Origin of the sequence: Sphaerisporangium sp. B11E5 (assembly GCF_039871875.1) — a bacterium.
Lineage (GTDB): Bacteria > Actinomycetota > Actinomycetes > Streptosporangiales > Streptosporangiaceae > Sphaerisporangium.
Genome location: NZ_JBDPMD010000022.1, coordinates 13,210 through 38,094, shown reverse-complemented (window position 1 = coordinate 38,094; position 24,885 = coordinate 13,210). Strand labels below are relative to the sequence as shown.

27 protein-coding genes and 1 tRNA gene are annotated in these 24,885 nt (G+C 69.6%); 16 read left to right on the top strand and 12 right to left on the bottom strand.

The features are described from left to right. Window positions 1–3 precede the first annotated feature (3 nt). Entirely contained in the window at window positions 4–1,353 is a 1,350-nt protein-coding gene (locus ABGB17_RS20515; RefSeq protein WP_347631864.1) for a glycosyltransferase 87 family protein, read from the top strand. Window positions 1,354–1,511: 158 nt separating this feature from the next. Beyond that, window positions 1,512–2,645 carry a mannosyltransferase family protein gene (locus ABGB17_RS20510; protein ID WP_347631862.1) on the top strand — a complete coding sequence of 378 codons (1,134 nt, stop codon included), beginning with the start codon at window positions 1,512–1,514 and terminating at the stop codon, window positions 2,643–2,645. 15 nt (window positions 2,646–2,660) lie between these two features. Here the strand turns inward: ABGB17_RS20510 and ABGB17_RS20505 are convergent, their stop codons facing one another. After that, window positions 2,661–3,416 carry a deoxyribonuclease IV gene (locus ABGB17_RS20505; protein ID WP_347631860.1) on the bottom strand — a complete coding sequence of 252 codons (756 nt, stop codon included), beginning with the start codon at window positions 3,414–3,416 and terminating at the stop codon, window positions 2,661–2,663. 98 nt (window positions 3,417–3,514) lie between these two features. On the opposite strand from ABGB17_RS20505, the gene ABGB17_RS20500 reads away from it, so the two are divergent. Beyond that, window positions 3,515–3,700, top strand: a complete 186-nt coding sequence (locus ABGB17_RS20500) for a hypothetical protein (RefSeq protein ID WP_347631858.1) — start codon at window positions 3,515–3,517, stop codon at window positions 3,698–3,700. An 81-nt stretch (window positions 3,701–3,781) separates the two neighbouring features. On the opposite strand, the gene ABGB17_RS20495 is transcribed toward ABGB17_RS20500, so the two are convergent. Next, window positions 3,782–4,093, bottom strand: a complete 312-nt coding sequence (locus ABGB17_RS20495) for a hypothetical protein (protein WP_347631856.1) — start codon at window positions 4,091–4,093, stop codon at window positions 3,782–3,784. Window positions 4,094–4,356: 263 nt separating this feature from the next. Between ABGB17_RS20495 and rpsF the strand changes: the two genes are divergently transcribed. The 4 genes from rpsF (at window position 4,357) to rplI (ending at window position 6,098) form a co-directional block, all read left to right on the top strand. Next, window positions 4,357–4,647 carry a 30S ribosomal protein S6 gene (gene rpsF, locus ABGB17_RS20490; RefSeq protein ID WP_347631854.1) on the top strand — a complete coding sequence of 97 codons (291 nt, stop codon included), beginning with the start codon at window positions 4,357–4,359 and terminating at the stop codon, window positions 4,645–4,647. Between the two features lie 101 nt (window positions 4,648–4,748). Further along, a complete protein-coding gene (locus ABGB17_RS20485; protein WP_347631852.1) occupies window positions 4,749–5,321 on the top strand; it encodes a single-stranded DNA-binding protein in 573 nt (190 codons plus the stop codon). A 76-nt stretch (window positions 5,322–5,397) separates the two neighbouring features. Next, window positions 5,398–5,634, top strand: a complete 237-nt coding sequence (rpsR, locus tag ABGB17_RS20480; protein WP_061256131.1) for a 30S ribosomal protein S18 — start codon at window positions 5,398–5,400, stop codon at window positions 5,632–5,634. Window positions 5,635–5,651: 17 nt separating this feature from the next. Then, window positions 5,652–6,098 (top strand): 50S ribosomal protein L9, encoded by a 447-nt coding sequence (gene rplI / locus ABGB17_RS20475; RefSeq protein ID WP_347631849.1) that lies wholly within the window; start codon window positions 5,652–5,654, stop codon window positions 6,096–6,098. Window positions 6,099–6,195: 97 nt separating this feature from the next. Here rplI and ABGB17_RS20470 read toward each other — a convergent pair whose 3' ends face one another. After that, on the bottom strand, window positions 6,196–7,506 hold the full coding sequence (locus ABGB17_RS20470) for an MATE family efflux transporter (RefSeq protein WP_347631847.1): 1,311 nt from the start codon (window positions 7,504–7,506) through the stop codon (window positions 6,196–6,198). 303 nt (window positions 7,507–7,809) lie between these two features. On the opposite strand from ABGB17_RS20470, the gene ABGB17_RS20465 reads away from it, so the two are divergent. Both ABGB17_RS20465 and soxR read left to right on the top strand, forming a co-directional pair. Continuing rightward, window positions 7,810–11,244 carry a replicative DNA helicase gene (locus ABGB17_RS20465; RefSeq protein WP_347631845.1) on the top strand — a complete coding sequence of 1,145 codons (3,435 nt, stop codon included), beginning with the start codon at window positions 7,810–7,812 and terminating at the stop codon, window positions 11,242–11,244. A 45-nt stretch (window positions 11,245–11,289) separates the two neighbouring features. Further along, a complete protein-coding gene (soxR, locus tag ABGB17_RS20460) occupies window positions 11,290–11,745 on the top strand; it encodes a redox-sensitive transcriptional activator SoxR (RefSeq protein ID WP_347631843.1) in 456 nt (151 codons plus the stop codon). A gap of 91 nt (window positions 11,746–11,836) precedes the next feature. Here soxR and ABGB17_RS20455 read toward each other — a convergent pair whose 3' ends face one another. Beyond that, window positions 11,837–12,568, bottom strand: a complete 732-nt coding sequence (locus ABGB17_RS20455) for an ABC transporter permease (protein ID WP_347631841.1) — start codon at window positions 12,566–12,568, stop codon at window positions 11,837–11,839. A gap of 83 nt (window positions 12,569–12,651) precedes the next feature. Next, window positions 12,652–13,617 carry an ABC transporter ATP-binding protein gene (locus tag ABGB17_RS20450; RefSeq protein ID WP_347631839.1) on the bottom strand — a complete coding sequence of 322 codons (966 nt, stop codon included), beginning with the start codon at window positions 13,615–13,617 and terminating at the stop codon, window positions 12,652–12,654. A gap of 133 nt (window positions 13,618–13,750) precedes the next feature. Here ABGB17_RS20450 and ABGB17_RS20445 point away from each other — a divergent pair, with 133 nt between their 5' ends. The 3 genes from ABGB17_RS20445 to dnaN all read left to right on the top strand — a co-directional run bounded on the left by ABGB17_RS20445 (window position 13,751) and on the right by dnaN (window position 17,098). Further along, on the top strand, window positions 13,751–15,247 hold the full coding sequence (locus tag ABGB17_RS20445) for a histidine kinase (protein WP_347631837.1): 1,497 nt from the start codon (window positions 13,751–13,753) through the stop codon (window positions 15,245–15,247). Further along, window positions 15,244–15,897 carry a response regulator transcription factor gene (locus ABGB17_RS20440; RefSeq protein ID WP_347631835.1) on the top strand — a complete coding sequence of 218 codons (654 nt, stop codon included), beginning with the start codon at window positions 15,244–15,246 and terminating at the stop codon, window positions 15,895–15,897. Before ABGB17_RS20445 ends, ABGB17_RS20440 begins: the two co-directional genes overlap by 4 nt. A 106-nt stretch (window positions 15,898–16,003) precedes the next feature. After that, window positions 16,004–17,098, top strand: coding sequence for a DNA polymerase III subunit beta (dnaN, locus tag ABGB17_RS20435; protein WP_347631833.1), 1,095 nt, complete (start codon window positions 16,004–16,006; stop codon window positions 17,096–17,098). Window positions 17,099–17,113: 15 nt separating this feature from the next. Here the strand turns inward: dnaN and ABGB17_RS20430 are convergent, their stop codons facing one another. The 5 genes from ABGB17_RS20430 to upp form a co-directional block, all read right to left on the bottom strand. Next, window positions 17,114–17,791, bottom strand: coding sequence for a FadR/GntR family transcriptional regulator (locus ABGB17_RS20430; protein WP_347631831.1), 678 nt, complete (start codon window positions 17,789–17,791; stop codon window positions 17,114–17,116). A 105-nt stretch (window positions 17,792–17,896) separates the two neighbouring features. Further along, complete coding sequence (locus ABGB17_RS20425; protein ID WP_347631829.1) at window positions 17,897–19,234, bottom strand: helix-turn-helix transcriptional regulator; 1,338 nt, start codon at window positions 19,232–19,234, stop codon at window positions 17,897–17,899. 133 nt (window positions 19,235–19,367) lie between these two features. Beyond that, a complete protein-coding gene (locus ABGB17_RS20420) occupies window positions 19,368–19,895 on the bottom strand; it encodes a PH domain-containing protein (RefSeq protein ID WP_347631827.1) in 528 nt (175 codons plus the stop codon). Window positions 19,896–20,170: 275 nt separating this feature from the next. Then, on the bottom strand, window positions 20,171–20,389 hold the full coding sequence (locus ABGB17_RS20415; protein ID WP_347631825.1) for a hypothetical protein: 219 nt from the start codon (window positions 20,387–20,389) through the stop codon (window positions 20,171–20,173). Between the two features lie 135 nt (window positions 20,390–20,524). Next, a complete protein-coding gene (upp, locus tag ABGB17_RS20410; RefSeq protein ID WP_347631823.1) occupies window positions 20,525–21,160 on the bottom strand; it encodes a uracil phosphoribosyltransferase in 636 nt (211 codons plus the stop codon). A 177-nt stretch (window positions 21,161–21,337) separates the two neighbouring features. Between upp and ABGB17_RS20405 the strand changes: the two genes are divergently transcribed. From ABGB17_RS20405 to ABGB17_RS20390, 4 genes are all read left to right on the top strand, one after another. Next, window positions 21,338–21,826, top strand: a complete 489-nt coding sequence (locus ABGB17_RS20405) for a tRNA adenosine deaminase-associated protein (RefSeq protein WP_347631821.1) — start codon at window positions 21,338–21,340, stop codon at window positions 21,824–21,826. Window positions 21,827–21,843: 17 nt separating this feature from the next. Beyond that, entirely contained in the window at window positions 21,844–22,335 is a 492-nt protein-coding gene (locus tag ABGB17_RS20400) for a tRNA adenosine deaminase-associated protein (RefSeq protein ID WP_347631820.1), read from the top strand. A gap of 51 nt (window positions 22,336–22,386) precedes the next feature. Next, the gene (gene tadA / locus ABGB17_RS20395) at window positions 22,387–22,821 is read left to right on the top strand and encodes a tRNA adenosine(34) deaminase TadA (protein WP_347632012.1); all 435 of its coding nucleotides are present in this window, start codon (window positions 22,387–22,389) and stop codon (window positions 22,819–22,821) included. Between the two features lie 82 nt (window positions 22,822–22,903). Then, window positions 22,904–22,993, top strand: a tRNA-Ser gene (locus ABGB17_RS20390). Window positions 22,994–23,110: 117 nt separating this feature from the next. Here ABGB17_RS20390 and ABGB17_RS20385 read toward each other — a convergent pair. Further along, on the bottom strand, window positions 23,111–24,286 hold the full coding sequence (locus tag ABGB17_RS20385) for a site-specific integrase (RefSeq protein WP_347631818.1): 1,176 nt from the start codon (window positions 24,284–24,286) through the stop codon (window positions 23,111–23,113). Beyond that, window positions 24,283–24,855: a hypothetical protein gene (locus ABGB17_RS20380; RefSeq protein WP_347631816.1), complete on the bottom strand. Its 573-nt coding sequence runs from the start codon at window positions 24,853–24,855 to the stop codon at window positions 24,283–24,285. The genes ABGB17_RS20385 and ABGB17_RS20380 overlap by 4 nt, the downstream gene beginning before the upstream one ends. Between the last annotated feature and the right edge of the window lie 30 nt (window positions 24,856–24,885).

Genomic DNA, 24,885 nt, shown 5'->3' with positions numbered 1-24,885 from the left:
GTCATGAACCGATCGACGTACGCCCCGGGAACGGCCGGTTCCGTGGCGCGGGCCGCGGCGCCGTTCGTGCCCCTCGCGCTCTTCGCGGTGGCGGGGGCGCTGCTGGCCTATCTGTGGAAGTGGCCGTGCCGGTTCGGGGGCGCGTGGAACGACGGGACGCAGCAGTTCCTGAACTTCTGCTACACCGACATATATCCGCTGTGGTGGAACGAGAAGCTCGACCAGGGCATGGCTCCCTATTTCGGGCATCCTGTGGAGTACCCGGTCGGCATCGGCGCGCTGATGTGGGTGATCCAGCGCATCGTGTCCGGGCTGAACGAGCCGGGCGTGTGGTTCTACGACCTCACCGTGCTGCTGATGGCGGTGTCGCTGGTCGTCGGCGTGGTGATCATGGCGAGGCTGGCCCTGCTGCAGCGCCGGCCGTGGGACGCCGCGTGGTACGCGCTGGCCCCCGCGTTGATCCTCACCGCGTTCATCAACTGGGACCTGCTGTGCGGCGCGCTCGCCCTCGGCGCCTTCCTCGCCTGGTCCCGCCAGAAACACTTCCTCGCGGGCGTGCTGCTCGGCCTCGCGGTGGCGACCAAGTTCTACCCCGTGGTCTTCCTCGGGCCGCTGTTCCTGCTCTCGCTGCGGGCCAGGAAGATGCCCGCGTTCCTGTACGCCCTCGGCGGCATGGTGATCACCTGGGTGGTGGTCAACCTGCCGTTCATGATGCTGGCCTTCCAGGGCTGGAAGAGGTTCTACGTCTTCAGCAGCGAGCGCGGCGCCGACTGGGGGTCCATCTGGTACTTCTTCCAGATGAAGCAGTGGCCGTACCTCGGGGACTCGGCCCGGCTCGACACCCTCGGCATCGTGTCGTTCGGCCTGATGTGCGTGGCCATCGCCGTGCTCGCGCTCACCGCGCGCACCCGGCCGCGGCTCATGCAACTGTGCTTCCTGGTGCTGGCCGCGTTCATGATGACCAACAAGGTGTGGTCGCCGCAGTACGTGTTGTGGCTGGTGCCGTTCGCCGTGCTGGCCCGGCCCAACTGGAAGCCGCTGGTGTTGTGGCAGATCGCCGAGTGCTGGTACTTCTTCGCCATCTGGCTCTACCTCGTCGGCATCCAGCCGGGCAACGAGGCGCTCGGCATCAGCGACGTCACCTACTTCACCGCGGTGTGGGGCCGGGTGCTGACCATCGGGATCATGGCGGCGTTCGTGGTGCGCGACATCCTGCGCCCCGAGCACGACGTGATCCGGCAGGACGGCGTGGACGATCCCATCGGCGGCGTGCTGGACGGCGCGCCGGACCGCTTCGTGCTCCGCCTGGACCCGGCCGCCAAGCGCGAGGAGGCACCGGCCGCCCCCGCCTGACGACTAAGGCGAGAAACTTTCACGATCGCCCCGGCCGTCCGGCAGACACTCCGAAGTGCGCCGAGGCCGGGGTGATCATGCCTAGGGGGGCACGCCACGCCCTGGCGGGCCGCCGTAATCTAGTCGAGAGTCCGGGATGACCCTCTATTCTCCTCTGTGTGCAGACGTCCCCGCAGGAGGCCGAGGCCGTAGTCGTCGAGCAGTCCTCCACCCGTGACACCGCCGGTGAAGCGGCACTGCTGTGGACGCTCTCGCGGGCCGGCCTCGTCATCGCCGCGACGGTGTGGATCGGCGTACTCGCCCAGGACAAGGACAGCACGTTCCTGGAGCGGTGGCTGCACTGGGACGCCAAGCACCTGGTGGACATCGCGAAGTTCGGCTACGACGGCGACCCCGCGGGGCAACACGACCCCGGCCTGCCCGCCTTCTTCCCCGGGATGCCCCTGGCGCTGCGGCTGGTGCACGTGATCGTCTCGGACTGGACGCTGGCGGGGCTGCTGATCTCGTTCGTCGCGGGCGCGGTCGCCATGGTGGCGCTGGCGCGGCTCGGCGAACTGGAGGGCCCGCCCGGCACCGGGCGGCGGGCCGTGCTCGTGCTTCTGCTGTGCCCGACGGCGGTGTTCCTGTTCGCCGGGTACACCGAAGCCCTGTTCCTCGGCTTCGCGATCCCCGCCTGGCTCGCCGCGCGGCGCGGCAACTGGGTCGCCGCGGGGCTGCTGGCCGCCGGGGCGTCGTGTGTCCGCATCACCGGCTTGTTCCTCGCGCTGGCGCTGATCGTGGAGTTCGTCATGCGACGGCAGCCGGCGCGCCGGGCCCCATGGCTGCTGCTGCCGTTCGTGCCGCTGGTGGCGTACTCGGCCTACCAGTACACCCGCACCGGCGACTGGCTCGCCTGGCAGCACGCCCAGGAAGCGGGCTGGGGACGTTCGATGACGTGGCCGTGGGACTCGTTCATGACGACGTGGCACATGGCCGCCAACGACGGGCAGTTCGCCTGGCCGTTCCGCATGGAGATCGCGGGGGCGCTGCTCGGGGTCGCGGCCCTGCTGTGGCTGCTGATCGCGCGGCGCTGGAGCGAGTTCCTGTACGTCGCGCTGCAGCTCGGCGCGCTGCTGTTCTCGGCGTACTACCTGTCGATCCCGCGGGCGGCGCTGCTGTGGTGGCCGGTGTGGATCCTGCTCGCCCAGGCGGCGACCCGGCGAAAGCCGCTCCTGTGGGCGTACGCGCTGCTCGCCGGGCCGCTGATGGTGCTCAACACGCTGACGTTCCTCAGCGGGGCCTGGGCGGGCTGAGGCGGGCCGGCCTCCTCAGAGGTGCTTGCGCAGGAAGGCGATGTCGGCCGCCTGGCCGTCCCCGGGGGTCTCGACCACCACCGGCGCCCCGGCGGCGCGGCACACCGCGAGGATGAGCTCGGGGTCGATCGTGCCGTTGCCGAGGTTGGCGTGACGGTCGGCGCCGGAGTCGAAGGCGTCGCGCGAATCGTTGCAGTGGACCAGGTCGATGCGGCCGGTGATGGCCTTCACGCGGTCCACCAGGCCGATCAGCTCCTCGCCGCCGGCGTGCGCGTGACAGGTGTCCAGGCAGAAGCCGACGTCGAAGCCGTCCAGGGCGTCCCAGAGGCGGGCGACGCGCTCCAGCCGGCGCGCCATCGCGTTGTCGCCGCCCGCGGTGTTCTCGATCAGGACGGGGATGGGCTGCTCGAGGCGCTCGAACACCTTGCGCCAGTTGTCGAAGCCGAGCTGCGGGTCGTCGGTCTTGCCGACGTGGCCGCCGTGCACGATCAGGCCCTTGGCGCCGATCGACGCCGCCGCCTCCAACTGGGACGCGAGCAGCTTGCGGCTCGGGATGCGGATGCGGTTGTTGGCCGTGGCGACGTTGATGACGTACGGCGCGTGGACGTAGACGTCGACGGCCGAGTCGCGCAGGGCGTCCGCGCCGGCGGGGAGCACCGGCCCCTTCCAGCCCTGGGGGTCACCGAGGAAGAACTGGACCACCTCGGCGTCGCGGGCCGCGGCGTGGGCCAGAGGGTCGTCCTGGTCGACGTGAGCTCCGATGCGCACCATGGGTCGAGCCTAGCCGTTTCGGAAGGCGCCGTATGGGCAGTGGAGCGCCGCGTTGGTACGCCTAGAGACCCGCGTACCGTGACATATAGGAGACAAAAGTGGCCTACTACCGCCGCGGGGTCAGCCTTTTAGGGCTGATCTACATCTTGGTCGGCATTTACGTGGCATGGGTTCACGACTACATCACCCCCGCACTGCTCAGGCAGATCGCGCAGGCTCTTCTCGCGGTGTTCCTCTGGTTCCTCATCCTCCTCGGTGTCGACCTGCACATCGGTGGCAAGTGACGGCGCCGCTGACCACCGGCGGGGCGTCTTCGGGGAACGCCCCGCCCGCTGTCCCGGCCCCGCGACGGGTCCTCCGCGCTCTCAGGGGATGAACCCCCCGTGGAAGATGCCGAGGGCCACGCCGACGAAGGACATGATGATGCCCACGATGTTGATCGACCGTTCCGCTGTGGTGGCCGAGACGTACTGCGCGTACAGCCCGATCGGGAAGCCGAGCGCGCCGGCCCAGGACGCGGCGACGTGGGCTTGCACGATGAGCCCGCACGCCAGGGCCACGACGCCGAGGCCGAGCGCGGTCAGGGTGAGGGCGTTCTCCAGCGGGTGCCGCTGACCGTCGGAGTTGAGCGTGAGTCTCGGGGTCTTGAGTCTCAGCGGGCCCAGGGTGTGCGGCATGCCGGCCGCCTCCTTCCTCCTTGTCCTCCACTCCCTCTACTCGGCATGACGTTCCCGGTACGCGCACGCTTACGCGCCGCCCGCGAACGTCTCCGGCCGGTGGCGGAGCGCTGGTAGACTCGGGCGAGCTACGTCGGAAGTTGTGCGCGTGTCAGCACCGCGCGATCACCGGGCCGCCACCGAAGGCGGCGCGACGACGTCAGCGTCCTCCTGTCACGGCATGGTGTCGTGACCGCAAGAGTCCAGAGGAGGTTGGAAGTCCTATGCGTCGTTACGAGCTGATGGTCATCCTCGACCCGTCCCTCGACGAGCGCACGGTCGCTCCCTCGCTCGACCAGTTCCTCACCGTGGTCCGCAACGACGGCGGCACGGTGGAGAAGGTCGACGTGTGGGGCCGCCGCCGTCTCGCCTACGACATCACCAAGAAGTCCGAGGGCATCTACGCCGTCATCGACGTCACCGCCGCGCCGGCGACCGTCAAGGAGCTCGACCGTCAGCTCAACCTGAACGAGGGCATCCTGCGGACCAAGGTGCTGCGTCCCGACGTGCACTGAGCCGTGCCGCCGGTGAGGCCGAAGCCCGGTTTTTGTCGGGCGTTGGCCGTACTCTGGGCCCGATAGCTGCGCAGATTCACCCACGAAGGCGAGAGCGACCGATGGCAGCAGGCGACACCACCATCACCATCGTCGGCAACCTTGTCGACGACCCGGAGCTGCGTTTCACCCCTTCGGGGCAGGCCGTGGCCCGGTTCCGCATCGCGTCCACTCCGCGGTTCATGGACCGCCAGACCAACGAGTGGAAGGACGGCGAGAGCCTCTTCCTGACCTGCAACGTCTGGCGCCAGGCGGCGGAGAACGTCGCCGAGAGCCTTCAGCGTGGCATGCGGGTCATCGTCCAGGGGCGGCTGCGCCAGCGGTCGTACGAGACGAAGGAAGGCGAGAAGCGCACCGTCTACGAGGTCGAGGTCGACGAGGTCGGCCCGTCCCTGCGCAACGCCACCTGCAAGGTCAACAAGACCTCGCGCCAGGGTGGCGGCGGCGGTGGCGGCGGCTTCGGGGGCTCCGACGACCCGTGGGCCTCGGCCACGCCCGCGCCGCCCGGTGGCGGCTTCGGCGGTGGCGGCGGTGGCGGCTTCGGCGGCGGCTCGCAGGGCGGTGGCTACAACCAGGGCGGCGGCTTCGGCGGCGGCTCCCAGGGTGGCGACCTCAGCGACGAACCGCCCTTCTGATCCACGTTCCATCCACATCCAGTAACCGATATCGACCATTCCCGCGTAAGCGGGGCTCTCTAGGAGGAGCACCACGATGGCGAAGCCGGCACTGCGCAAGCCGAAGAAAAAGGTTTGCCTGTTCTGCCATGACAAGATCTCCTACGTCGACTACAAGGACACGGCGCTGCTGCGGAAGTTCATCTCCGACCGCGGCAAGATCCGTGCCCGCCGGGTGACGGGCAACTGCACCCAGCACCAGCGTGACGTGGCGACCGCGATCAAGAACGCTCGTGAGATGGCCCTGCTGCCGTACACGAGCACGGCGCGCTGACGGGAGGTCCCAGAGATATGAAACTCATCCTGACCACCGAGGTCTCCGGCCTCGGGGCCCCTGGTGACGTCGTCGAGGTGAAGGACGGCTACGGCCGCAACTACCTCATCCCCCGCGGGTACGCCCTGCTGTGGACCCGTGGCGGCGAGAAGCAGATCCAGTCGATCAAGAAGGCCCGCCAGGCCCGCGAGATCCGCGACCTCGACACCGCCAAGGAGGTCGCGGGCCGCCTCGGCAACCTGCGGGTGACACTGCGCACCCGCGCGGGCGACTCCGGCCGGCTGTTCGGCTCGGTGACCACCGGCGACATCGCCGACGCGGTGAAGGCCGCCGGCGGTCCCACCCTGGACCGCCGCCGCATCGAGATCAACAACGCGATCAAGAGCGTCGGCTCCCACCGCGTGTCCGTCCGCCTCCACCCGGAGGTCTCCGCCAACCTCGACGTCGAGGTCCTCGGCTCCTGAGCACGGCCCTCGCCCTTCACGGCGAGGCCGACCCGCTCGGCCCGCGACCCCTCCCCGGCCCTCCCGGGGAGGGGTCGCGTCGTTTCCGTGCCCGTGCTCAGGCGCCGGTGACGAGCCAGGCGCGGCCGTTCGCTCTGAGGGACAGGGTGACCGCGCGGGCGGCCATCCACAGGCCGAGGGCCGCCCACAGGGCCACGAGGCCGCCGCCGAGGTGGATGACGAGGTAGGCGGCCGGCAGGTAGACGACGGTGGTGGCGGCGGACGCCCAGGCCAGGTAGCGGCGGTCGCCCGCGCCGATGAGCACGCCGTCCAGCACGAACACCAGCCCGGCGAGGGGTTGCAGCAGCGCGACCAGCCACAACACCGACACCAGGTGGGTGGCGACGGTGGGCTCCGCGCCGAAGAGGTGGGGGATGACGGGCGCCAGCGGCAGGATCAGCAGGCCGAGCACCACGCCGTACCCGACGCCCCAGATCACCATGGTGCGGGTGGCGGCCCGGGTGCGCCGCACGTCCCCGGCGCCGAGGGCGTGCCCGGTGATGGCCTGGCCCGCGATGGCGATGGCGTCAAGCGCGAACGCCGCGAGCGTCCAGATCTGGGTGGCGATGGCATGCGCCGCGAGCGGTGCGTCGCCCATGCGGGTGGCGACGCCGGTGGCCACGAGCAGCACGACGCGCATGCAGACGGTCCGGATCAGCAGCGCGATGCCCGCCGTCCCGAGGGCACCGATGCCGGCGAGGTCCGGCCGCACCGGCACGCGGTGCCGCCGCGCGGCCCGGACCACGGTGGCCAGGTACACGGCGGCGCCGGCGGTCTGCGCGAGCACCGTGCCCCAGGCGGACCCGGCGATGCCCCAGCCGAACACGAGCACGAACAGGGCGTTCAGCACGGCGTTGAGGGTGAAGGAGCCGATGGACACCGTCAGGGTGGTCACGGTGTCGCGCAGGCCGCGCAGCACGCCGGTGCCGGCCAGGATGACGAGCATCGCGGGGGTGCCGAGGAGGCTGATGCGCAGGTACGTGACCGCTTGGTCCGCGACGTCCGGGGTGGCGCCGAACAGCTCCACCATCCACGGGGCGATGGGCCAGCACACCGCGATCAGCGCCGCGCCGATGGCGATGGCCAGCCACATGCCGTCCACCCCCTGCTTCACCGCGCGCGGCAGGTCGCCCGCGCCCGCCTGCCTGGCCACCGCGGCCGTCGTACCGTAGGCGAGGAAGACGCAGATGTTCACCAGAGTGGTCACCGCGGCGCCCGCGATGCCGAGCGCGCCGAGGGCGGTGGTGCCGAGGCGGCCGACGATGGCGTAGTCGGCGAGGATGAACAGTGGCTCGGCGATCAGCGCGCCGAACGCGGGGACGGCCAGGCGGAGGATCTCCCTGCCGTCCGCACGCGATGTAAGAGTCACCCGCCTATTTTGCCTATTACGCCCGGGTGGCCGTCACCCGGGGTGGCCGTTCAGGGCGTGTCCTGCCCACTTTCTTTTCTCCACAGCCGGTGGATACGGTTTTCGCTGCTCAGTCGGGGTTGTGGACAACCGCCCCTGAGTTATCCACAGAGTTGTCCCCAGTGTGCCCACACCCTGGGGCGAGAACTGCACACGTTATCCACAACCTTGTCGACAGGACACGTTGCCGGTTCTCACGGAACCGGCGAAACTGTCACCCCGGCTACCTCGGGGGTGCCGGTGGGTTCAAGGAGGGGCGTCCGGATGAGCAGCGAAGTCGCCTCGCCGTTCGAAACACCGTTCGAGCGCACGCCGCCCGCCAACATCGAGGCCGAGCAGTCGGTGCTCGGCGGCATGCTGCTGTCCAAGGACGCCATCGCCGACGTGGTCGAGGTGCTGCGCTCCGACGACTTCTACCGGCCCGCCCACCAGATCATCTACGACACCATCCTCGACCTGTACGGCCGCGGCGAGCCCGCGGACTCGGTGACGGTCTTCGGCGAGCTGTCCAAGCGTGGCGAGATCGCCCGGGTGGGCGGCGGCGCGTACGTCCACACCCTGACGGCCGTCGTGCCCACCGCGGCCAACGCCGGCTACTACGCCAAGATCGTGCGCGAGCAGGCGATCCTGCGGCGGCTCATCGAGGCGGGCACCCGCATCGTCTCCTACGGGTACGGCGGGCAGAACGAAGAGGTCGACGAGCTGGTCGACCGCGCCCAGGCGGAGATCTACGCGGTCACCGAGCGGCGCACCAGCGAGGACTACCGGCCGCTTTCCGAGATCATGCCGGGGGCGCTGGACGAGATCGAGGCCATCGGGAGCCGCAGCGGCCAGATGGTCGGGGTGCCCACCGGCTTCCAGGACCTCGACGCGCTGATGAACGGCCTGCACCCCGGCCAGATGATCGTGGTGGCCGCCCGCCCCGCCATCGGCAAGGCGCTGGCCCTGGACACCCCGCTGCCCACACCCGGCGGCTGGACCACGATGGGCGAGGTCCGCCCCGGCGACCTGCTCATCGGCGCCGACGGCAGGCCCACCCGCGTCGTCGCCGCCACCGGTGTGCTGCGCGGCCGCCCCTGCCACGAGGTGGAGTTCGACGACGGCACCGTCATCGTCGCCGACGCGCTCCACCAGTGGCGCGTCACCCTTCCCGCCCTCGTGCCGTCCCCACGCGGCACCGCTCCTCGTTCCCTCCCCACTGAGCCCACCGCCGCCCGTTCCCTGGTCCTCACCACCGGGCAGATCGCCGCGGCCCTGCCGGGCTCGGACGTGGTCGTCGAGCCGGCCGCGCCGTTCGAGCTGCCCGCGCGCGACCTGCCCGAGCAGCCGTCCGTGCTCGCGGCGCGGCTCGGTGACCTCGGGCGCATCCCGCGGGTGTACCTGCGCGGCTCGGTCGCGCAGCGGCGGGAGCTGCTGGCCGCCCTGTGCGCCACGGCGGGCCGCCGCGCCGATGGTGTGGTCGAGCTGGATCTCGGCGGGCCGGGTCTCGCCGCGGACGTGCGCGAGCTGGCGCTGAGCCTCGGCGCCACCGCCACGGTGCGGGCCATGGCCGTCCACGGCGCCCCGGCCACCCGCCACGTGGTGTGCTTCACGGACGCGGAGATCGCGGGGGTGCGGCCCCGTCCCCGGCGCGTCGTGGCCGTGCGCCCCGTGCCGTCCCGCCCGGTCCGCTGCGTCGAGGTGGACAACGCCGACCACATGTACCTCGCCGGCCGCTCCTGCGTGCCGACGCACAACAGCACGCTCGGCCTGGACTTCGCGCGGTCCGCCGCCATCAAGCACCACATGACGACGGTGGTGTTCTCGCTGGAGATGTCCCGCAACGAGATCACCATGCGCCTGCTGTCCGCCGAGGCCCGCGTCGCGCTGCACGCCATGCGCGCGGGCACCATGAACGACGAGGACTGGACCCGCCTCGCCCGCCGCATGAGCGAGGTCGCCGAGGCCCCCCTGTTCATCGACGACTCCCCCAACATGTCGATGATGGAGATCCGCGCCAAGTGCCGCCGCCTCAAACAGCGCCACGACCTGCGCTTCGTCATCGTCGACTACCTCCAGCTCATGAGCTCCCCCAAGAAGACCGAGAGCCGTCAGCAGGAGGTCTCCGAGATCTCCCGCGCGCTCAAGCTCCTCGCCAAGGAGCTGGAGGTCCCTGTCATCGCCATCTCCCAGCTCAACCGCGGCCCCGAGCAACGCACCGACAAGCGCCCCCAGGTATCAGACCTACGCGAATCTGGATGCCTGACGGCAGATACTCGCATCTTGCGGGCCGACACCGGGGCCGAAGTCTCGCTCGGCGAGCTGCTGGAGACAGGTGCACGTGATGTTCCGGTCTGGTCTCTCGATGAGCGGCTCCGGCTCGTCCCCCGAACAATGACTCATGTCTTCCCTAGCGGCGTCAAAGAGGTGTTCCGGCTCCGGTTGAGGTCGGGGCGTGAGGTCAAGGCCACCGCGAACCACCCCTTCATGACCTATGAGGGATGGCAGCCCCTCGGCGAGCTCACGACCGGCACGCGGCTCGCGGTCCCTCGCCACATCCCCGCTCCCACCGAGCTGCGGGAGTGGCCGGACGACGAGGTCGTCCTGCTCGCACACATGATCGGCGACGGTTCGTTCGTGCGGCGGCAGCCGATCCGGTACGCGAGCAGAGACGAAGCATGCCTCACGGCGATGTCCCAGGCTGCGAAGCACTTCGGGGTAGAAGCGGTCCGTGACGACTATGCCGCTGCTCGGGTCACCACCGTGAGACTTCCTTCCCCGTACCGGCTGGCACGGGGAAGACGTAATCCCATCGCCGCCTGGCTTGACGGATTGGGACTCTTTGGCCTTCGGAGTCATGAGAAGTTCGTCCCGGAGGGGATCTTCGCACTACGGAGAAGGCAGATCGCGCTGTTCCTCCGCCATCTGTGGGCCACGGACGGCAGCGTCTCCTGGGATGAGAAGCATGGTCAGGCGAGGATCTACTACTCTTCCACGAGCCGGCGCCTGGTGGACGATGTGGCTCAACTGCTGCTGCGGTTCAATGTGATGACCCGCGTGAAGGAAGTGCGCAAGAGCGGTTACCGGCCGGGGTACCACCTGTATGTCTACGGTTCTGAGAACCAGCTCCGGTTCCTGAACGAGGTGGGCGTGCATGGTGAGAGGTCGGCCAGGGCCACCCGCTGCCTCGCGATGCTCGTGGCGATCAAGGCGAATACGAGTCTCGACACCGTGCCCCGCGAGGTCTGGGACCATGTCCGGGGCGTTCTGACGGAACGGAGTATGACTCACCGAGAGTTCTCCGCCCGGCTCGGGAGCCAGTTCTGTGGCAGCACTCTGTGGAAGCATGCTCCAAGCCGGCAGCGGCTGGGCAGGGTGGCCACGATTCTCCACGATGCCGATCTCGAGATGCTCGCGACGAACGATGTGTTCTGGGATGAAGTTCAGTCAATTGAGAGCCTCGGCGAACAACCGGTCTACGACGCCACGGTGCGAGACACCCACAACTTCGTGGCGAACGGCGTATCGGTCCACAACAGCATCGAGCAGGACGCCGACGTCGTCATCCTTCTGCACCGGGAGGACGCCTACGAGCGGGAGTCGCCGCGGGCGGGTGAGGCCGACCTCATCGTGGCGAAGCACCGCAACGGGCCCACGGCGACGGTGACGGTGGCCTTCCAGGGGCATTACAGCCGGTTCGTGGACATGGCGCCGCACTGACCGTCGCTTTCCTTGAGTATGGTTGAGGTCCGCGGACGGTGATCGGTGGTGGTCGTGGACGGCATCAGCTTCGAGCTCACCGTCGGGGAGCTGGCGGCGCGTAGCGGTGTGGCCGTGTCCGCGCTGCACTTCTACGAGCGGCAAGGGCTGATCAGCAGTCGCCGCACGGCGGGGAACCAGCGGCGGTACCGGCGGGACATGTTGCGCCGTGTGGCCCTCATCCGCATGGCGCAACGCGTCGGCATCCCCCTGGCGGACATCGCCGCGGTCCTCGCCACCTTCCCTCCGGACCACGTGCCCACCCGCGCCGACTGGCGGCACATGTCCGAGGTCTGGCGAGAGGAGCTGGACGAGCGCATCCGCCGTCTCCAGCAGATCAGGGACGACTTCAGCGACTGCATCGGCTGCGGCTGCATGTCCCTGGACCGCTGCCCGCTGATCAATCCCGGCGACCGGCTGGGCCACCACGGCCCAGGCCCCCGCCGCCTCCTCGGCGGCTGAGCCCACGGCCGGGCGGCCGGCTCCTCGGTCTGAAGGCGTCCGGCGGCCCGGACCTGATCCGGGCCGCCGGGGCCCTTTTCCGGAGCCGGGGTCATTCCCAGCGGAACAGGCGAGCCGCCGCGATGCTCGCGAGGAGGGTCCAGGCGGCGAGGACGGCCAGGTGAAGCGGCTCGGGGGTGGTGCCGGCCCAGGCGTCGCGCAGGGTCTGGCCGAAAGGGCCGGTGGGGGTGAAGTCGCTGATCTGACGGAGGAGCTCGGGCATGGCCTCCCTGGGGACCCACATGCCGCCGAGGAACAGCAGGGGGAACATCACCACGGCGCCGATGGCGCCGGCCGCGCGGCTGCTCGGGATCGCTGCGGCGAGCAGCAAGCCGATCGCGAACATCGCGCCGACGCCGAGCACGAACGACACCGCGAACCAGCCGAGCTGGGCGGGCAGCCGCGAGTCCAGCAGGAGATGCCCCATGACGATGGTGAGCGCGGTCGCCACCACGGCGGAGGCCAGGTTGACGACGAGCTGCGCGCCGAGCAGCCGGGACGGTGGGACGGGCGTCACCGACAGCCTGCGCAGGATGCCGCGCTCGCGGTAGACGGCGAGTGCCGCCGGGATCGCGCTGAACGCCGACGTGGACACCGACAGAATGATCATCATGGCGGGCAGTTGAGTGTCCACGACCCGCTGGCCCCCGAACTCCGGCAGCGGGACGCGGAAATCGGGGATCGAGAGGCCGAGCCCCAGCAGCAGCCCGATCGGCAGCCCAAGCGTCATGAACGTCGCCATCGGCTCACGCAGATAGATCAGCGCCTCGGTCGTCAGCAGCATGCGCATGCCCCCGGCACGCGTACGGCGGCGAACCGGCCGCGGATTCCTCGTGGCAGCGGACTGCCGGACAGGCGTGGCCATGCTCATTCCTCCCCCGCGACATCGTGGTCCGCGTGGGTTCGGCGTGGAGCGGAGGTGTCGTGGCTGTCGTCGGCGGTGTGGCCGGTCAGGGACAGGAAGGCGTCGTCCAATGTCGCGCGGTCCATCGTGAAGTCTCTCGGGGTGATGTGGTGGGCCGCCAGGGCGGTCACCACCGCGAGCAGGAGGTTGCCTGAGCCGGTCACGGTGTGCCGGTCGCCTTCCGTGGTGACGGTCGCCGCCTCGGGTAACGCCCGCAGCACGGCCCCGGCCTCCGGGGCGGCCCGGAAGCGCAGCCGCTGGCCGTTGTCCACGCGGGCGATGAGGCCTTCCGGTGTGTCCACGGCCGCCACCCGGCCGCCGTCCAGCACGGCGACGCGGTCGCAGAGCCGCTCGGCCTCCTCCATGAAGTGGGTGACCAGCAGGATCGTGACGCCCCGGGCCCTGACCTGCTCGATGAGCTCCCACGTCTCCCGGCGCGCCTTGGGGTCCAGGCCGGTGGTGAGCTCGTCCAGGATCGCCACACGCGGCGAGCCCACCAGGGCGAGGGCGATGGACAGCCGCTGGCGCTGCCCGCCGGACAGCTTGGCGAACGCGGTGTCCCGCTTGGGGCCGAGGCCGACCTCTTCCATCAGCGCGCGCCAGTCGGCCGGGTGGTCGTAGAAAGAGGCGTAGAGGCGCAGCGCCTCGCCCACCCTCAGCTTGTCGGGCAGCGTGCAGTCCTGGAGCTGCACGCCGAGGCTCCTGCGCAGCTCCGCCCGGTCCTCACGCGGGTCCAGGCCCGCGACGCTGACGGTGCCGGCGTCCGGCACCCGCAGGCCGGAGACGCACTCCACCGTGGTCGTCTTGCCGGCGCCGTTGCGGCCGAGTACGCCGAACACCTCGCCTTCCGCAACGCTGAACGAGACGTCGTCGATCGCCGCCCGCCCGCCGTACCGCTTGCGCAGGCCGTTGATCTCGATGATTTCCATACTCATCGACGGTAGGAACGGGCGGCCGCGGCCGGAATGCGGCTGCGGCCCCGGCGGGGGTGTATCCAGGTACACCCCGGCTGGGCAGCCACGCCCAATGACCGGCGCGGCGCCGGTGCCGCAAACTGACCCTATGATTCTTCGGACGCTCAGAGGGCTGGGCCACAGCCTCGCGCTGGTGACGCTCGCGGTTGCCGATCTCGCGATCGCGGCGCTTGTCGTGTGCCTCCACGCGCTGAGCTTCGGGCTCGGGCTGGTGTTCCTGTACCCGTGCAGCGTGCGGCTGCTCCGTTCCCGGTGCGGCCAGGCACGTGCCCTGGCCGAGGCGTGGTCGGAGATCCCGATCGCGCCGCCGTACCGTCCCGCGCCGCCGCCGCCCCTGCCGGACCGCGACGGGTGGTACCGCGAGGGGTCGATGCGCTACCGCACGTCCCTCGTCCCGCGGTTCAACCGCGAGTTCGACTGGATGATCCGCGACCCGGCCACCTGGCGCGACTTCGCGTGGTTGGTCGCCAACCCCGTGGTGGGGCTCGCGCTCGCGGCCGCGCCGCTGCTGATGCTCGGCGGCGGCATCGTGCTCATCGCCACGCTCGCCCCGCTGAAGGTCCTCGCCGGCCTGGTGCTGCTGGCGGCGATGCCGTGGGCGGCGGTCCGCACGCCCGAGATGCACGCCCGGTGGACCCGCACTCTGCTGCGCCCCACGATACGGGCCCGCCTGGACCTGCAGGTGAAATACCTCAACCGGTCCCGCACCGAGGTCGTGGACGCGCAGGCGGCGGAGTTGCGGCGCATCGAGCGTGACCTGCACGACGGCGCGCAGGCGCGCCTGGTGGCCATCGGCATGACCCTCGGCGCGGCCGAGGAGCTGGTGGAGAGCGATCCCGCCGCCGCGCGGGCGCTCATCGCCAAGGTGCGTGAGGCGTCGGCCGCGTCGCTGACGGAGCTGCGGCAGCTCGTGCGCGGCATCCATCCGCCGGTGCTCGCCGAGCGCGGCCTCGGCGACGCGGTGCGTGCGCTCGCGCTGGACAGCTCGCTGGACGTCATGGTGGCGGTGGACCTGCCACGCCGGCCCGAGGCGCCCGTCGAGTCCGCCGCCTACTTCGTCATCAGCGAGCTGGTGGCCAACGCCGGGCGGCACTCAGGGGCCCGGTCCGTCACGGTGGACATCAGCCATCGGGGGCCCGCCCTGCGCGTCACCGTCATCGACGACGGGCACGGCGGCGCCGACCCGGCCAGGGGGAGCGGCCTGCGCGGCATCGAGCGGCGGCTCGCCGCGTTCGACGGCGTGCTCGCGTTGCGCAGCCCGGTGGGCGGGCCCACCACGGCGACGGTCGATATCCCGCGGGCCTTCCCGGGGGAGCCGTGCTCAGCGCTGCCCGTGTGGCGGCGCCGCCTGGTGAACATCTGCTGGACGTTGTTCTGGCTGCCACTGTTCCCGCAAGGTCTGGCCGCGGGCGCGTTCAAGCTCTTCGAGATGCCGGAGCGTAGCTGGTTCCTCGCGCTGTACATGCCGGAAAGGCTGCAGTGGCCGATGATCCTCGGCATGATCAGCTTGGGTGCGGCTATGGTGGTCTTCGCCGCGCAGAGCCTGCGCGCGGTGAAACGGGCGGAGCTGGAAGCGGTCACGTGAGAGTTGTCATCGCCGAGGACCTTTTCCTGCTGCGGGACGGCCTGGTCCACCTGTTGCGGGCGCACGGGTTCGAGATCGTGGCGGCGGTGGAGTCCGGGCCGGAGCTGCTGAAGGCCCTGCTGGACGAGCGGCCCGAGGTGGCGGTGGTGGACGTCCGCCTGCCGCCGACGTTCACCGACGAGGGCCTGCAGGCGGCGCTGGCGGCCCGGCGCAGCATCCCCGGCCTGCCGGTGCTGGTGCTGTCGCAGCACGTCGAGCAGTTGTACGCCCGCGAACTGCTCGCGGACGGCACCGGCGGCGTCGGCTACCTGCTGAAGGACCGCGTCTTCAACGCCGGCCAGTTCGTGGACGCCGTACGCCGCGTGGCCGGCGGCGGCACCGCCATGGACCCCGACGTCATCGCCCGCCTGCTGGCCAGCAACGCCCGCAACGAGCCCCTCGGCCGCCTCACCCCCCGCGAGCGCGAGGTGCTGGAACTGATGGCGGAGGGCCGTTCCAACGCCGCCATCGCCCAGCGCCTGTTCCTCAGCGAGAGCGCCGTGGCCAAACACACCGCCGCCATCTTCGCCAAACTCGACCTCGCCGTCTCCGACGACGACAACCGCCGCGTCCTCGCCGTCCTCGCCTACCTGAACGGCACCAGGAAGTAGCCTCTCCCGCCGCGCGGATGCCCCCGCGGACGGGTGGTTGGCCGTCAAATGTCTGAGCTACGCGTTACCTTTGCGTGGACGGACGTTTTTGAGGGGATGGAGCGGCGTGAAGTTCCAGGTGAACCGAGATGTCCTGGCCGACGCGGTGGCATGGAGCGCGCGGGTGCTGCCGGGGCGGCCGACCGTGCCGGTGTTGTCCGGGATCATGCTGGATGCGTCGGACGCCGGGGTGCTGCTCTCGGTGTTCGACTACGACGTCTCGGCTCGGGCCTCCGTCGAGGCCGACGTCGCGGAGCCGGGGAAGGCGGTGATACCGGGCCGGGTGCTGGCCGAGATCACCAAGAGCCTGCCGAACGAGCCGGTCGAGATCGCGACCTCCGGCAGCGAGGCGGTGCTCACCTGCGGCAGCACCGAGTTCGGCCTGCTCACCCTGCCGGTGGCCGACTTCCCGACGCTCCCGGCGGCGCCGCCGAAGGCCGGGTCGGTGGGCGGCGGCGTCTTCGCCACGGCGGTGGGGCAGGTCGCGGTCGCGGCCAGCAAGGACAACTCGCTGCCCATGCTCACGGGCGTGCGGGTGGACGTGGACGACGTGAACGTGTCGCTGGCGGCCACCGATCGCTACCGCATCGCGGCACGGGACTTCCTGTGGCACCCGGAGGCCTCCGGGCAGCGGCTGTCGGCGATGGTGCCGGCCCGGGTGATCGCCGAGGTGGCGCGTTCCCTGCGGACGGGCGAGGTGTCCATCGGGTTCGGCGACGGCATCGCCGGGTTCGAGTGCGCGGGCCGTGCCACCACCGTGCGCCTGATGGACGACCAGTTCATCGACTACCGGTCCCGGCTCAGCGACGAGTGGCCCATCCGGGCGGTGCTGAAGGTCGCGCCGTTCGTGGAGGCCGTCAAGCGCGTGGCGCTGGTCGCCGAGCGCCACACCCCGGTCCGGTTGTCGTTCACCAGCAACCAGGTGCTGATCCAGGCGGGCGGCGGCGACATCGGCCGCGGCGCCGAGGCGCTGCCCGCGGAGCTGGACGGCGACGAGCTGCAGATCGCGTTCCAGCCGCATTTCCTGCTCGACGGCCTCGCCGGCGTCGAGACCGAGGACGTCCGGCTCAACATGGCGTCCCCCACCCGGCCGGTCCTCGTCACCGACCACGACGACGACCCGGCGTTCCGCTACCTGGTGATGTCGCTGCGGCTCGGCTGACGCCGAGGTGCCGGGCTAGTCCTGCTGCTCGGTGAGCGCGATGGCGATGTGCTCCATGCAGGCGTGCCCGGCGCGCTCGGCCGCGGTCGCGTCGCCGTCCGCGATGGCCCGGGCGATGGCGTCGTGCGGGATGTGACCCGCGAGCGGCGCGCCCGCCGCCGCGATGCTGGCGCGCAGCGCGGCGGAGAAGTCCTTGTAGAGCTCGATGAGCACCCGGTTGTGGGTGGCCTCGACGACCGCGATGTGGAACGCCAGGTCCGCCTCGACGAAGGTGTCGGTGTCGGCGGCCGCCCAGGCCTCGTCGCGGCGCTTCAGTGCTTCCTCGATGAGCTCGATGTCCCCCTCGGTGCGGCGCACCGCGGCGAGCTTGGCCGCCTCGATCTCCAGCGCGCGGCGGACCTCGAGGATCTCGAGCTGCTCGGCCGCACGCAGACGGCGCGCCATCGCTCCCGACAGCTCGCTGATGGCCCGGACGTAGGTGCCGTCGCCCTGGCGGCATTCCAGCAGGCCCGCGTGGGTGAGGGCGCGCACCGCCTCCCTGACGGTGTTCCGGCCGACCCCGAGCTGCTCGGCGAGCACCGTCTCAGTCGGGATCTTGGCATGCATCTGCCAGGAGCCCGAGGTGATCTGGTCCTTGAGCTGCTCGATCACCTGATCGACGAGGGAAGCCCGCTGTGCCGTACGCAGACTCACAGTCTGCCTCCTCCGAGGTAACCAATCATCCCACGAGTCAATGATTGGTTGACCTTAGTTATTCCCGTGCCTCGGCGCCAAATCCGAAAGCGCAGGGAAGGAGGCCTACCGGGCGAACACCGCCGATGTCACGACCCCGGCGACGGTCGACCTCACCCCGACCGCTTCGAGTGCCCTACGATACGCCCGAGCCTGCTGATCACGGTGACCGGCCCTGCCCCACAGATCGCCGAGCTCGCGCCAGACCCGGGCGATCTCGCGGTCGCGGACCGTTCCCGTGGCGGGAGCGGCGTCCAGCAGGGTGACGGCCTGCCGCAGGCTGAACGCGGGGTCACCGTCGGACCGTGCCAAGGCGGACTCGGCCTGCACCAGGTGCGCGGACGCGGCGACGGCCACGGGGCCGCCGGCCAGCAGTTCCAGCGCGCGGCCCGCGAGGTGGGAGGCGTCCAGGTGGTCGCCCGACCGCAGCCTGACCCGGGCCAGCACGATGAGGCTACGGCCGTGCTCCGCCGCGGCGGAGGGCAGCACGGAGAAGACCTCGCTCGCGCCCGAGACGAGACGGTCGAACTCCTCGGCCGCGACGTTGCCCCGTGCCGCCGACAGTTCCGCCCAGCGCATGGCGAGCTGGGCCATGCGGGTGGCGATCCTGGCGGGACGGCCGGCGGCCAGCGCGTCGTCGGCGAACCGCACGGCGAGCGCCGAGTCCTCACCCTCCGCGGCGGACACGCTGGCCTGCCACAGGGAGAGGATCTCGGTGGTGCGGTCCTCGGGGACGGGCACACCGGTCGAGTCGAGGACGTCCTCGACGTACGACAGGCCGATCTCGGCCTCCGCGAGCGCGGCGGCGAGCTCGACGGCCACGTCTCCGTGCATGAGCGGGAGCCGGGTCACGTGCTCCAGCGCCTGCGTGCCGAGGTCACGGGCGCGAAGAACGTCGCCCGCCCTCTGGTAGCAGCGGCACAGCGCCACGGTCAGAGGAAGGTCGGCCAGCCGCTCGGGGTGCGCGGCGGCCTCACGACGAAGCCGCTCGTACGCCTCGACGGCGCTGCCGATCTTGCCCTGGGCCTCCAGCGCGCGGGCGCGCCCGAAGCGGGCGTGCGCCGCGAGGAGCGCGTTGTCCTCACCCGCGGCCCGGACGATGTCGCCGAAGCGTTCGGCGGCAAGGGCGGGGTCGCCGTGGTTGAGTTCCAACTCGGCGTGGCGCAGCCCGAGCTCGGTGTCGATCCGCTGGCGCGGCTCGATCCCGTGCAGGAGGAACTCGGTGGTGCACCCGAGCCGCTCGGCGAGCAGACGGGCCACCACCGGCGTCGGCGTGCGCTTGCCGGACTCGATGAGAGAGACATAGCTGTCGGATAGGTCGGGTCCAGCCAACTGGGCCTGAGACATACGCCTGCTCAGCCGCAATCCGCGGACGCGGTCACCGATGGTTCCCTGACTCGGCATGTGATCTCTTAGGGCGAGGATTTGGTCAATGGTTCCGCCATGATGGCACGAAGGAGCCGAATCGGGTATACCCACGTCAAGAATCCCGAGGGAGACCCGTGTCTCACACCTCGGGATTCTGGACGAATCATGACTAATCGTCGTCGTTTGAACTCGGAAAGAGCATCTGGCAGACCTCCAGGTAGAGAGTCTCCGGATACGGGATGTAGGGAACCGTCGACAGCGCCTGGTCCTGGCCGGCCGACTCCAGCACGAACTCGCCGTACCCGAGCATGCGCCCGAGCAGCGACCGCTGGAAGCTCATGTCGGTGACCTTGCCGAGAGGCATCATGTCGACACGCCGGGTGATGAGACCTCTGGTCAGCAACATGCGCTTAGAGGTCACCACGAAGTAGTCGACCGACCACTCCGCCACCTTCCACACGAAGCGGATCAATAAGAGCAGCCACGCCCACCAGACGATCACCAATGCCTGGGAGCCGGTGCTCTCACCGAGCCACTTGCTCAGCAGCCCCGCCAGGATCAAGCCGCCGAAGACCTCGGCGACCGGCCGTAACAGCACCGCCGGATGGCGGCGTACCATGATGACCTGGTGTTCGTGGGGGAGAAGGTAGCGGTTGACCGACGACGGAGCAGAGTCCCCGTGCGTCACCAGCCTCATGTCAGCTTCGTGAAGAATAGAGCCAGCGAATCCGCGGCATTCACCACAGTGTCCATTGCTCCCTTGACCGCGCTGGCTGCGTCAGCCGGTCTGGTGAACAGGTAGAAAGCCACAAACGCTATGGCTGCGTACGTTAGAACCTTCTTGACCTGCACTGCCGCCTCCGATTACCACTCACCCACTGCACCCACCGTATAGATTACCCAGCCGCATGGCAGGGTAAAGCGCATCCTGACCCACCAGTCTTACTTAAGGGGTCTGGATGCTGGTCCGCGTCACCCTCGCTCGGTGGCGATCACGGCCAGCACCTGCAGGTGCTTGCGCGCGATGCGCTCCACCAAGCCCGGGTAGGCGTACCCGGTGACTTCCATCGCGCCGTGGTGAGCCGCTTCGATGCAGCGGGTCACCGTCGCGGCGGGATGGACTCCGGCGAACTCCATCGTGAGCACGGTCTCGACCTGTGAGTAGGTCGCGCCGTCCGGGTGATGGTCCATCGGTCTCCCAGGCGTGCCTCCCCGGCCCTGAGGCCGGAGACACGGATGACTGTCTTCGTCACTATGAGTACCCAGTGGGCGACAGTATGTAACAGCCTGCTTGGCAAGCTGCGGGAGAACGAAGGAAAAAGGGTTTCAGACGGCACCGTAAAGGCGGTCCCCGGCGTCCCCGAGGCCCGGCACGATGTAGCCGTGCTCGTTCAGCCGCTCGTCCAGCGCCGCGGTGACCACCCGTACCGGGGCGAAGTCGGCCAGCGCCTTCTCCATGTACGCCAGCCCCTCGGGTGCGGCGAGCAGGCAGATGGCCGTCACGTCCTCCGCGCCCCGCTCGAACAGCAGCCGCACCGCGGCGGCCAGCGTGCCGCCCGTGGCCAGCATCGGGTCAAGGACGTAGCACTGGCGGCCGGAGAGGTCCTCGGGCAGCCGCGTCGCGTAGGTCTGGGCCTTCAGGGTGCCCTCGTCACGGATCATCCCGAGGAAGCCGACCTCGGCGGTCGGCAGCAGGCGGGTCATGCCGTCGAGCATGCCGAGGCCCGCGCGCAGGATCGGCACCACCAGCGGCGCCGGGCGGGCCAGCCGCACGCCGTCGGCGGAGGCGACCGGCGTGTTCACCGTGGTCTCCACGACCTTGACGTCACGCGTGGCCTCGTACGCCAGCAGGGTGACCAGCTCGTCGGCGAGCCGGCGGAACGTCGGGGAGTCCGTTTGCTCGTCCCGCAGCGCGGTGAGCTTGTGCGCGACGAGCGGATGATCGACGACGAGGGTCTTCATGGCTGCCAACGGTATCCTCTGTGACCCGGTGAATGGTACAAGCGGGCTGGTAGCGACCATCGTGCGCTCGCGGGGCCTGACCGCTCGTTTTTGATCACAATTTGCCCGAGCGCCGTACGAGGACCCAAGGATTCTGGGAGCATTGCCAACTGTGAGAACCGCGTCGGTGGAGTGAAGATGACAGACGTAGACGCTCTTGACTTCGCCATCGTGGTCTACCGTGAGGACGACCAGTGGGAAGCCGAGATGCTGCCCGTGGGCCTCACCGAAGACCTGCACGGCCTCATCCACGCGCTCCGGCAGCAGCCGAGCATGGGTGCCACGATTGGCCTCGTCGCGGTGGGGGATGACTTCTTCGTGGCATTACGGGTCTTCGGCGATCGCGTCGACGTCTTCCTCTCCGACATCACCGCGTCCTGGGACTGGCCACTGGCGCAGCAGGTCCTGGAGTTCCTCGAGGTGCCCGTGCCGGAGGAGGAGGAGCTCGACATGGTGCTCCCCGCCGGGGACCTGTCGATCTTCGCCGACCTCGGGCTCGACGAGATGGAGCTCGGCGCCCTCTCCGGCGATCTCGAACTGCTGCCCGACGAGGTGCTTTCCAGCATCGCCGCCCGGCTGGGCTTCTCCCAGCCATTCGAACGTGCCGTCGATTCAGCCCTAGGCTGACCTCGGGAGCCCCGATCATGCCCTCGAGACCTTCACGTGGTTCTCTGTTCGCCGCCGCCTTCGTCCGCCTTCCCGACGGGTGGAGAGGTGCCGAGGTCGACCTCGGCACCGCCGAGATCGCCGACGACCTCGGGGACGCCCTCCAGGAGGCCCTCGGCCTCAGCGGGGACGAGCTGGCCCTTCTCTGTGTCGAAGTCGAGGATGAATGGTTCGCCATCGTCCGCTACGAGGACGAGGCCGAGCCGAGGGCGTTCGTGTCCGACGCGCACGCCGCGGCCAACGACCCGCTGGGCGAGTTGTTCAACGAGCTCGCCGGGGTGCTCGTGCCGGACAAGGAGGCCGACCTCGGCGTCCGGCCGGCGGGCGACTTCGAGTTGTTGAGTGACCTCGGGGTGTCTCCCGAGGAACTGCTTGAGCTGGCTATGGAAGAGGGCGTGCTTCCCGCCGACACCCTCTCGGTGATCGCCGAGAAGTTGTCGTTCGCCGACGAGCTCGACCGCCTGCGTTAGGGCAGGGCCGAAACTCCCGTGAGCACACCCGCCGCCGGGTTCGAGGAGCCGATGCGGCGGGCGCTGGCGCAGGCCGTACTCGCGGCCGGGCGCGGCGAGGTGCCGGTGGGCGCGGTCGTCGTGGGCCCGGGCGGCGAGATCCTCGCCGAGGCGGGCAACGACCGCGAGGGCTCGGCCGACCCCACCGCCCACGCCGAGGTGCTGGCGTTGCGCGCGGCGGCCCGCGCCCTGGGCGGGTGGCGGCTCTCCGGCTGCGCGCTCGTGGTGACCCTCGAACCCTGCACGATGTGCGCGGGCGCCGCGGTGCTGGCGCGGGTGGACCGTCTGGTGTACGGCGCGGTGGACGAGAAGGCGGGCGCCGCGGGCTCACTGTGGGACGTGGTGCGCGACCGGCGGCTCAACCACCGTCCCGAGGTGATCGCCGGAGTGCTGGCCGGCGAGTGCGCCGCCGTGCTGCGCGACTTCTTCGCCGAGCGGCGTGGTTGACCCGCAGCATTCCCCACGTTTCCCCACATGCCGGACGCTCACCGTGCACGAAGCAGGTGACCGATCCGGTAAGCTGCTCCGCGGTGGAGTCGCCTAGTGGCCGAGGGCGCACGCCTCGAAAGCGTGTGATGGGGCAACCCATCCGTGGGTTCAAATCCCACCTCCACCGCCACACCTCGGCGACTCCGATGCAGGTAGACGACCTGACCGGAGTCGCCGAAGTCGTCTCTAGGGCCCGATTGGTCACACAGTGGTCACAGACCCCGGTTTGATCATGGTGTTCAGCGGGTCACGACTCGGCGCCCGACACCAGCGCGGACACCTTTGCAGCGGCATCCGCCTGCATCTGAAGATCAACATGTGAGTACGTGCCCAAGGTGATCGCGACGTTGGCGTGTCCGATTCGCTCTTGCACGATTCGGGGTGAGATGCCGGCGCGGAGCGCGAGGGTGGCCCAGGTGTGCCGCGCGCCATGGACCGTCAGTCGCGGCAGCTTGAGCCGCTTCACGGTGTGGTCCCAGTGATAGGAAAAGGTCTTGGGGTGGAGCGGCCCGCCACCCACGGCACAGAAGACCAAGTCCTCATCGCTGTACCCGGCGCCCAACGCCAACTTCTCCGCGGCCTGCCGCTTCCGATGCTCGCGGAGTGCGCGAACCGATGCCGGGTCTAACGCCACTGTACGACGGCCCTTCTCAGTCTTTGGCTCCGACCACGCCATGCCCGGAGAGTCTTTACGTCGGGCGTCCACCGTGATCAACGCCCGGCGGATGTGCAGGCACGCGCCGTCAAAGTCAATGTCGGCCCACTTCAACCCGAGTAACTCACCTCGACGCATCCCAGTGGACAGCAGCAGCGCGAAGGCGCCGTACAGGCGGTGCTCGGTGGCTCCGGCCAGGAACGCGCGGACCTCTGTGGCGTTCCACGTTTGCATCTCCGGCTTCTGCGACTTGGGTGGGTCGGCATCGTCGGCAGGGTTGCGGACGATCGCTTTCCATCGGACAGCGTCCCTGAACGCCCGATGCATGATCGTGTGAATGTAGTAGACGGAGCGGCGGCCCAGCGCCCGGTGATCGTCGTCACCGGCCAGCAGTAGTGCGTACAGCGCGTTCAGGTGAGATCCCTCAACGGCCTGAAGCTTGCGTCCGCCGATCGGCCGTCCGGCGATGTGGAGCCGTACGTTGCGCGTGTAGGACTCAAAGGTGCTCCGGCGGATGGTGTGCTCAACGGCCGGCAGCCATGTCACGTTGAGGAACTCGCCAACGGTCTGGTTCTTCGGCGCCACATACGTCTGTTCGGCCAGAGACCCCAGGATGCGAGTCAGCTCGGCCTGTGCGGCTTTCTTGGTTTTGAACCCTCGCCGTCTGGTCTGCCTACGCGGTCGCACGCCCGGTGGCGTGATGTCCACCACCAGGTAATAGGTACCGTTCGTGTCCGGCTTGACGCTACCGCGGCGACCGTCGCTCATAGCTCTCCCGCCTTGCCTCTGATGCTCTCGCCGAGCTCTCCGGCGGCCCGAGCTGCCTTCACCCAGTGCCGGGCGGTTCGGTCAGAAGCTAGGCCGAAATGGTCGGCAACTGCCTTCGTCGGGTTGCCGTCAACATGTAGGCGGTAGACCTTTGCCACCTCGCGGAGGAGTTCGGGTGTGAGCTTGCGCCGCGCCTGAGTGCGTGCGACGCGAGTGTGTCTGACTGCGTCGAGTACGTCATCAGGCACATCACGCATGACGGCGGTTCGCGTCCCATCGTCGGCAACCTCAACATGCCAGGCAACGCGAGAGATGGCGTATTCGAGGTAGTCCTCGACCTTGAGCCCACGCGCGTCGCTACTTTGCACCTGCCGGCCATCGCTGGTTGCCACGATGTGGATTTCTCGACACTGCGGCACCCCATCCCTTACGGCGAACTCCATGCGTAGAGACGGCGCCACGCCGTCCGGGTCGTGCCACGTCAAGGTGAACAACTCGGGAACCTCCTGATGATCGCCGAATGGGACGTGTCGGACGCCCATGCCTCGCGAGACCTTCGGCAACCCCATGTCGTCTCTCCCGAACTAGGTAGATAAGTT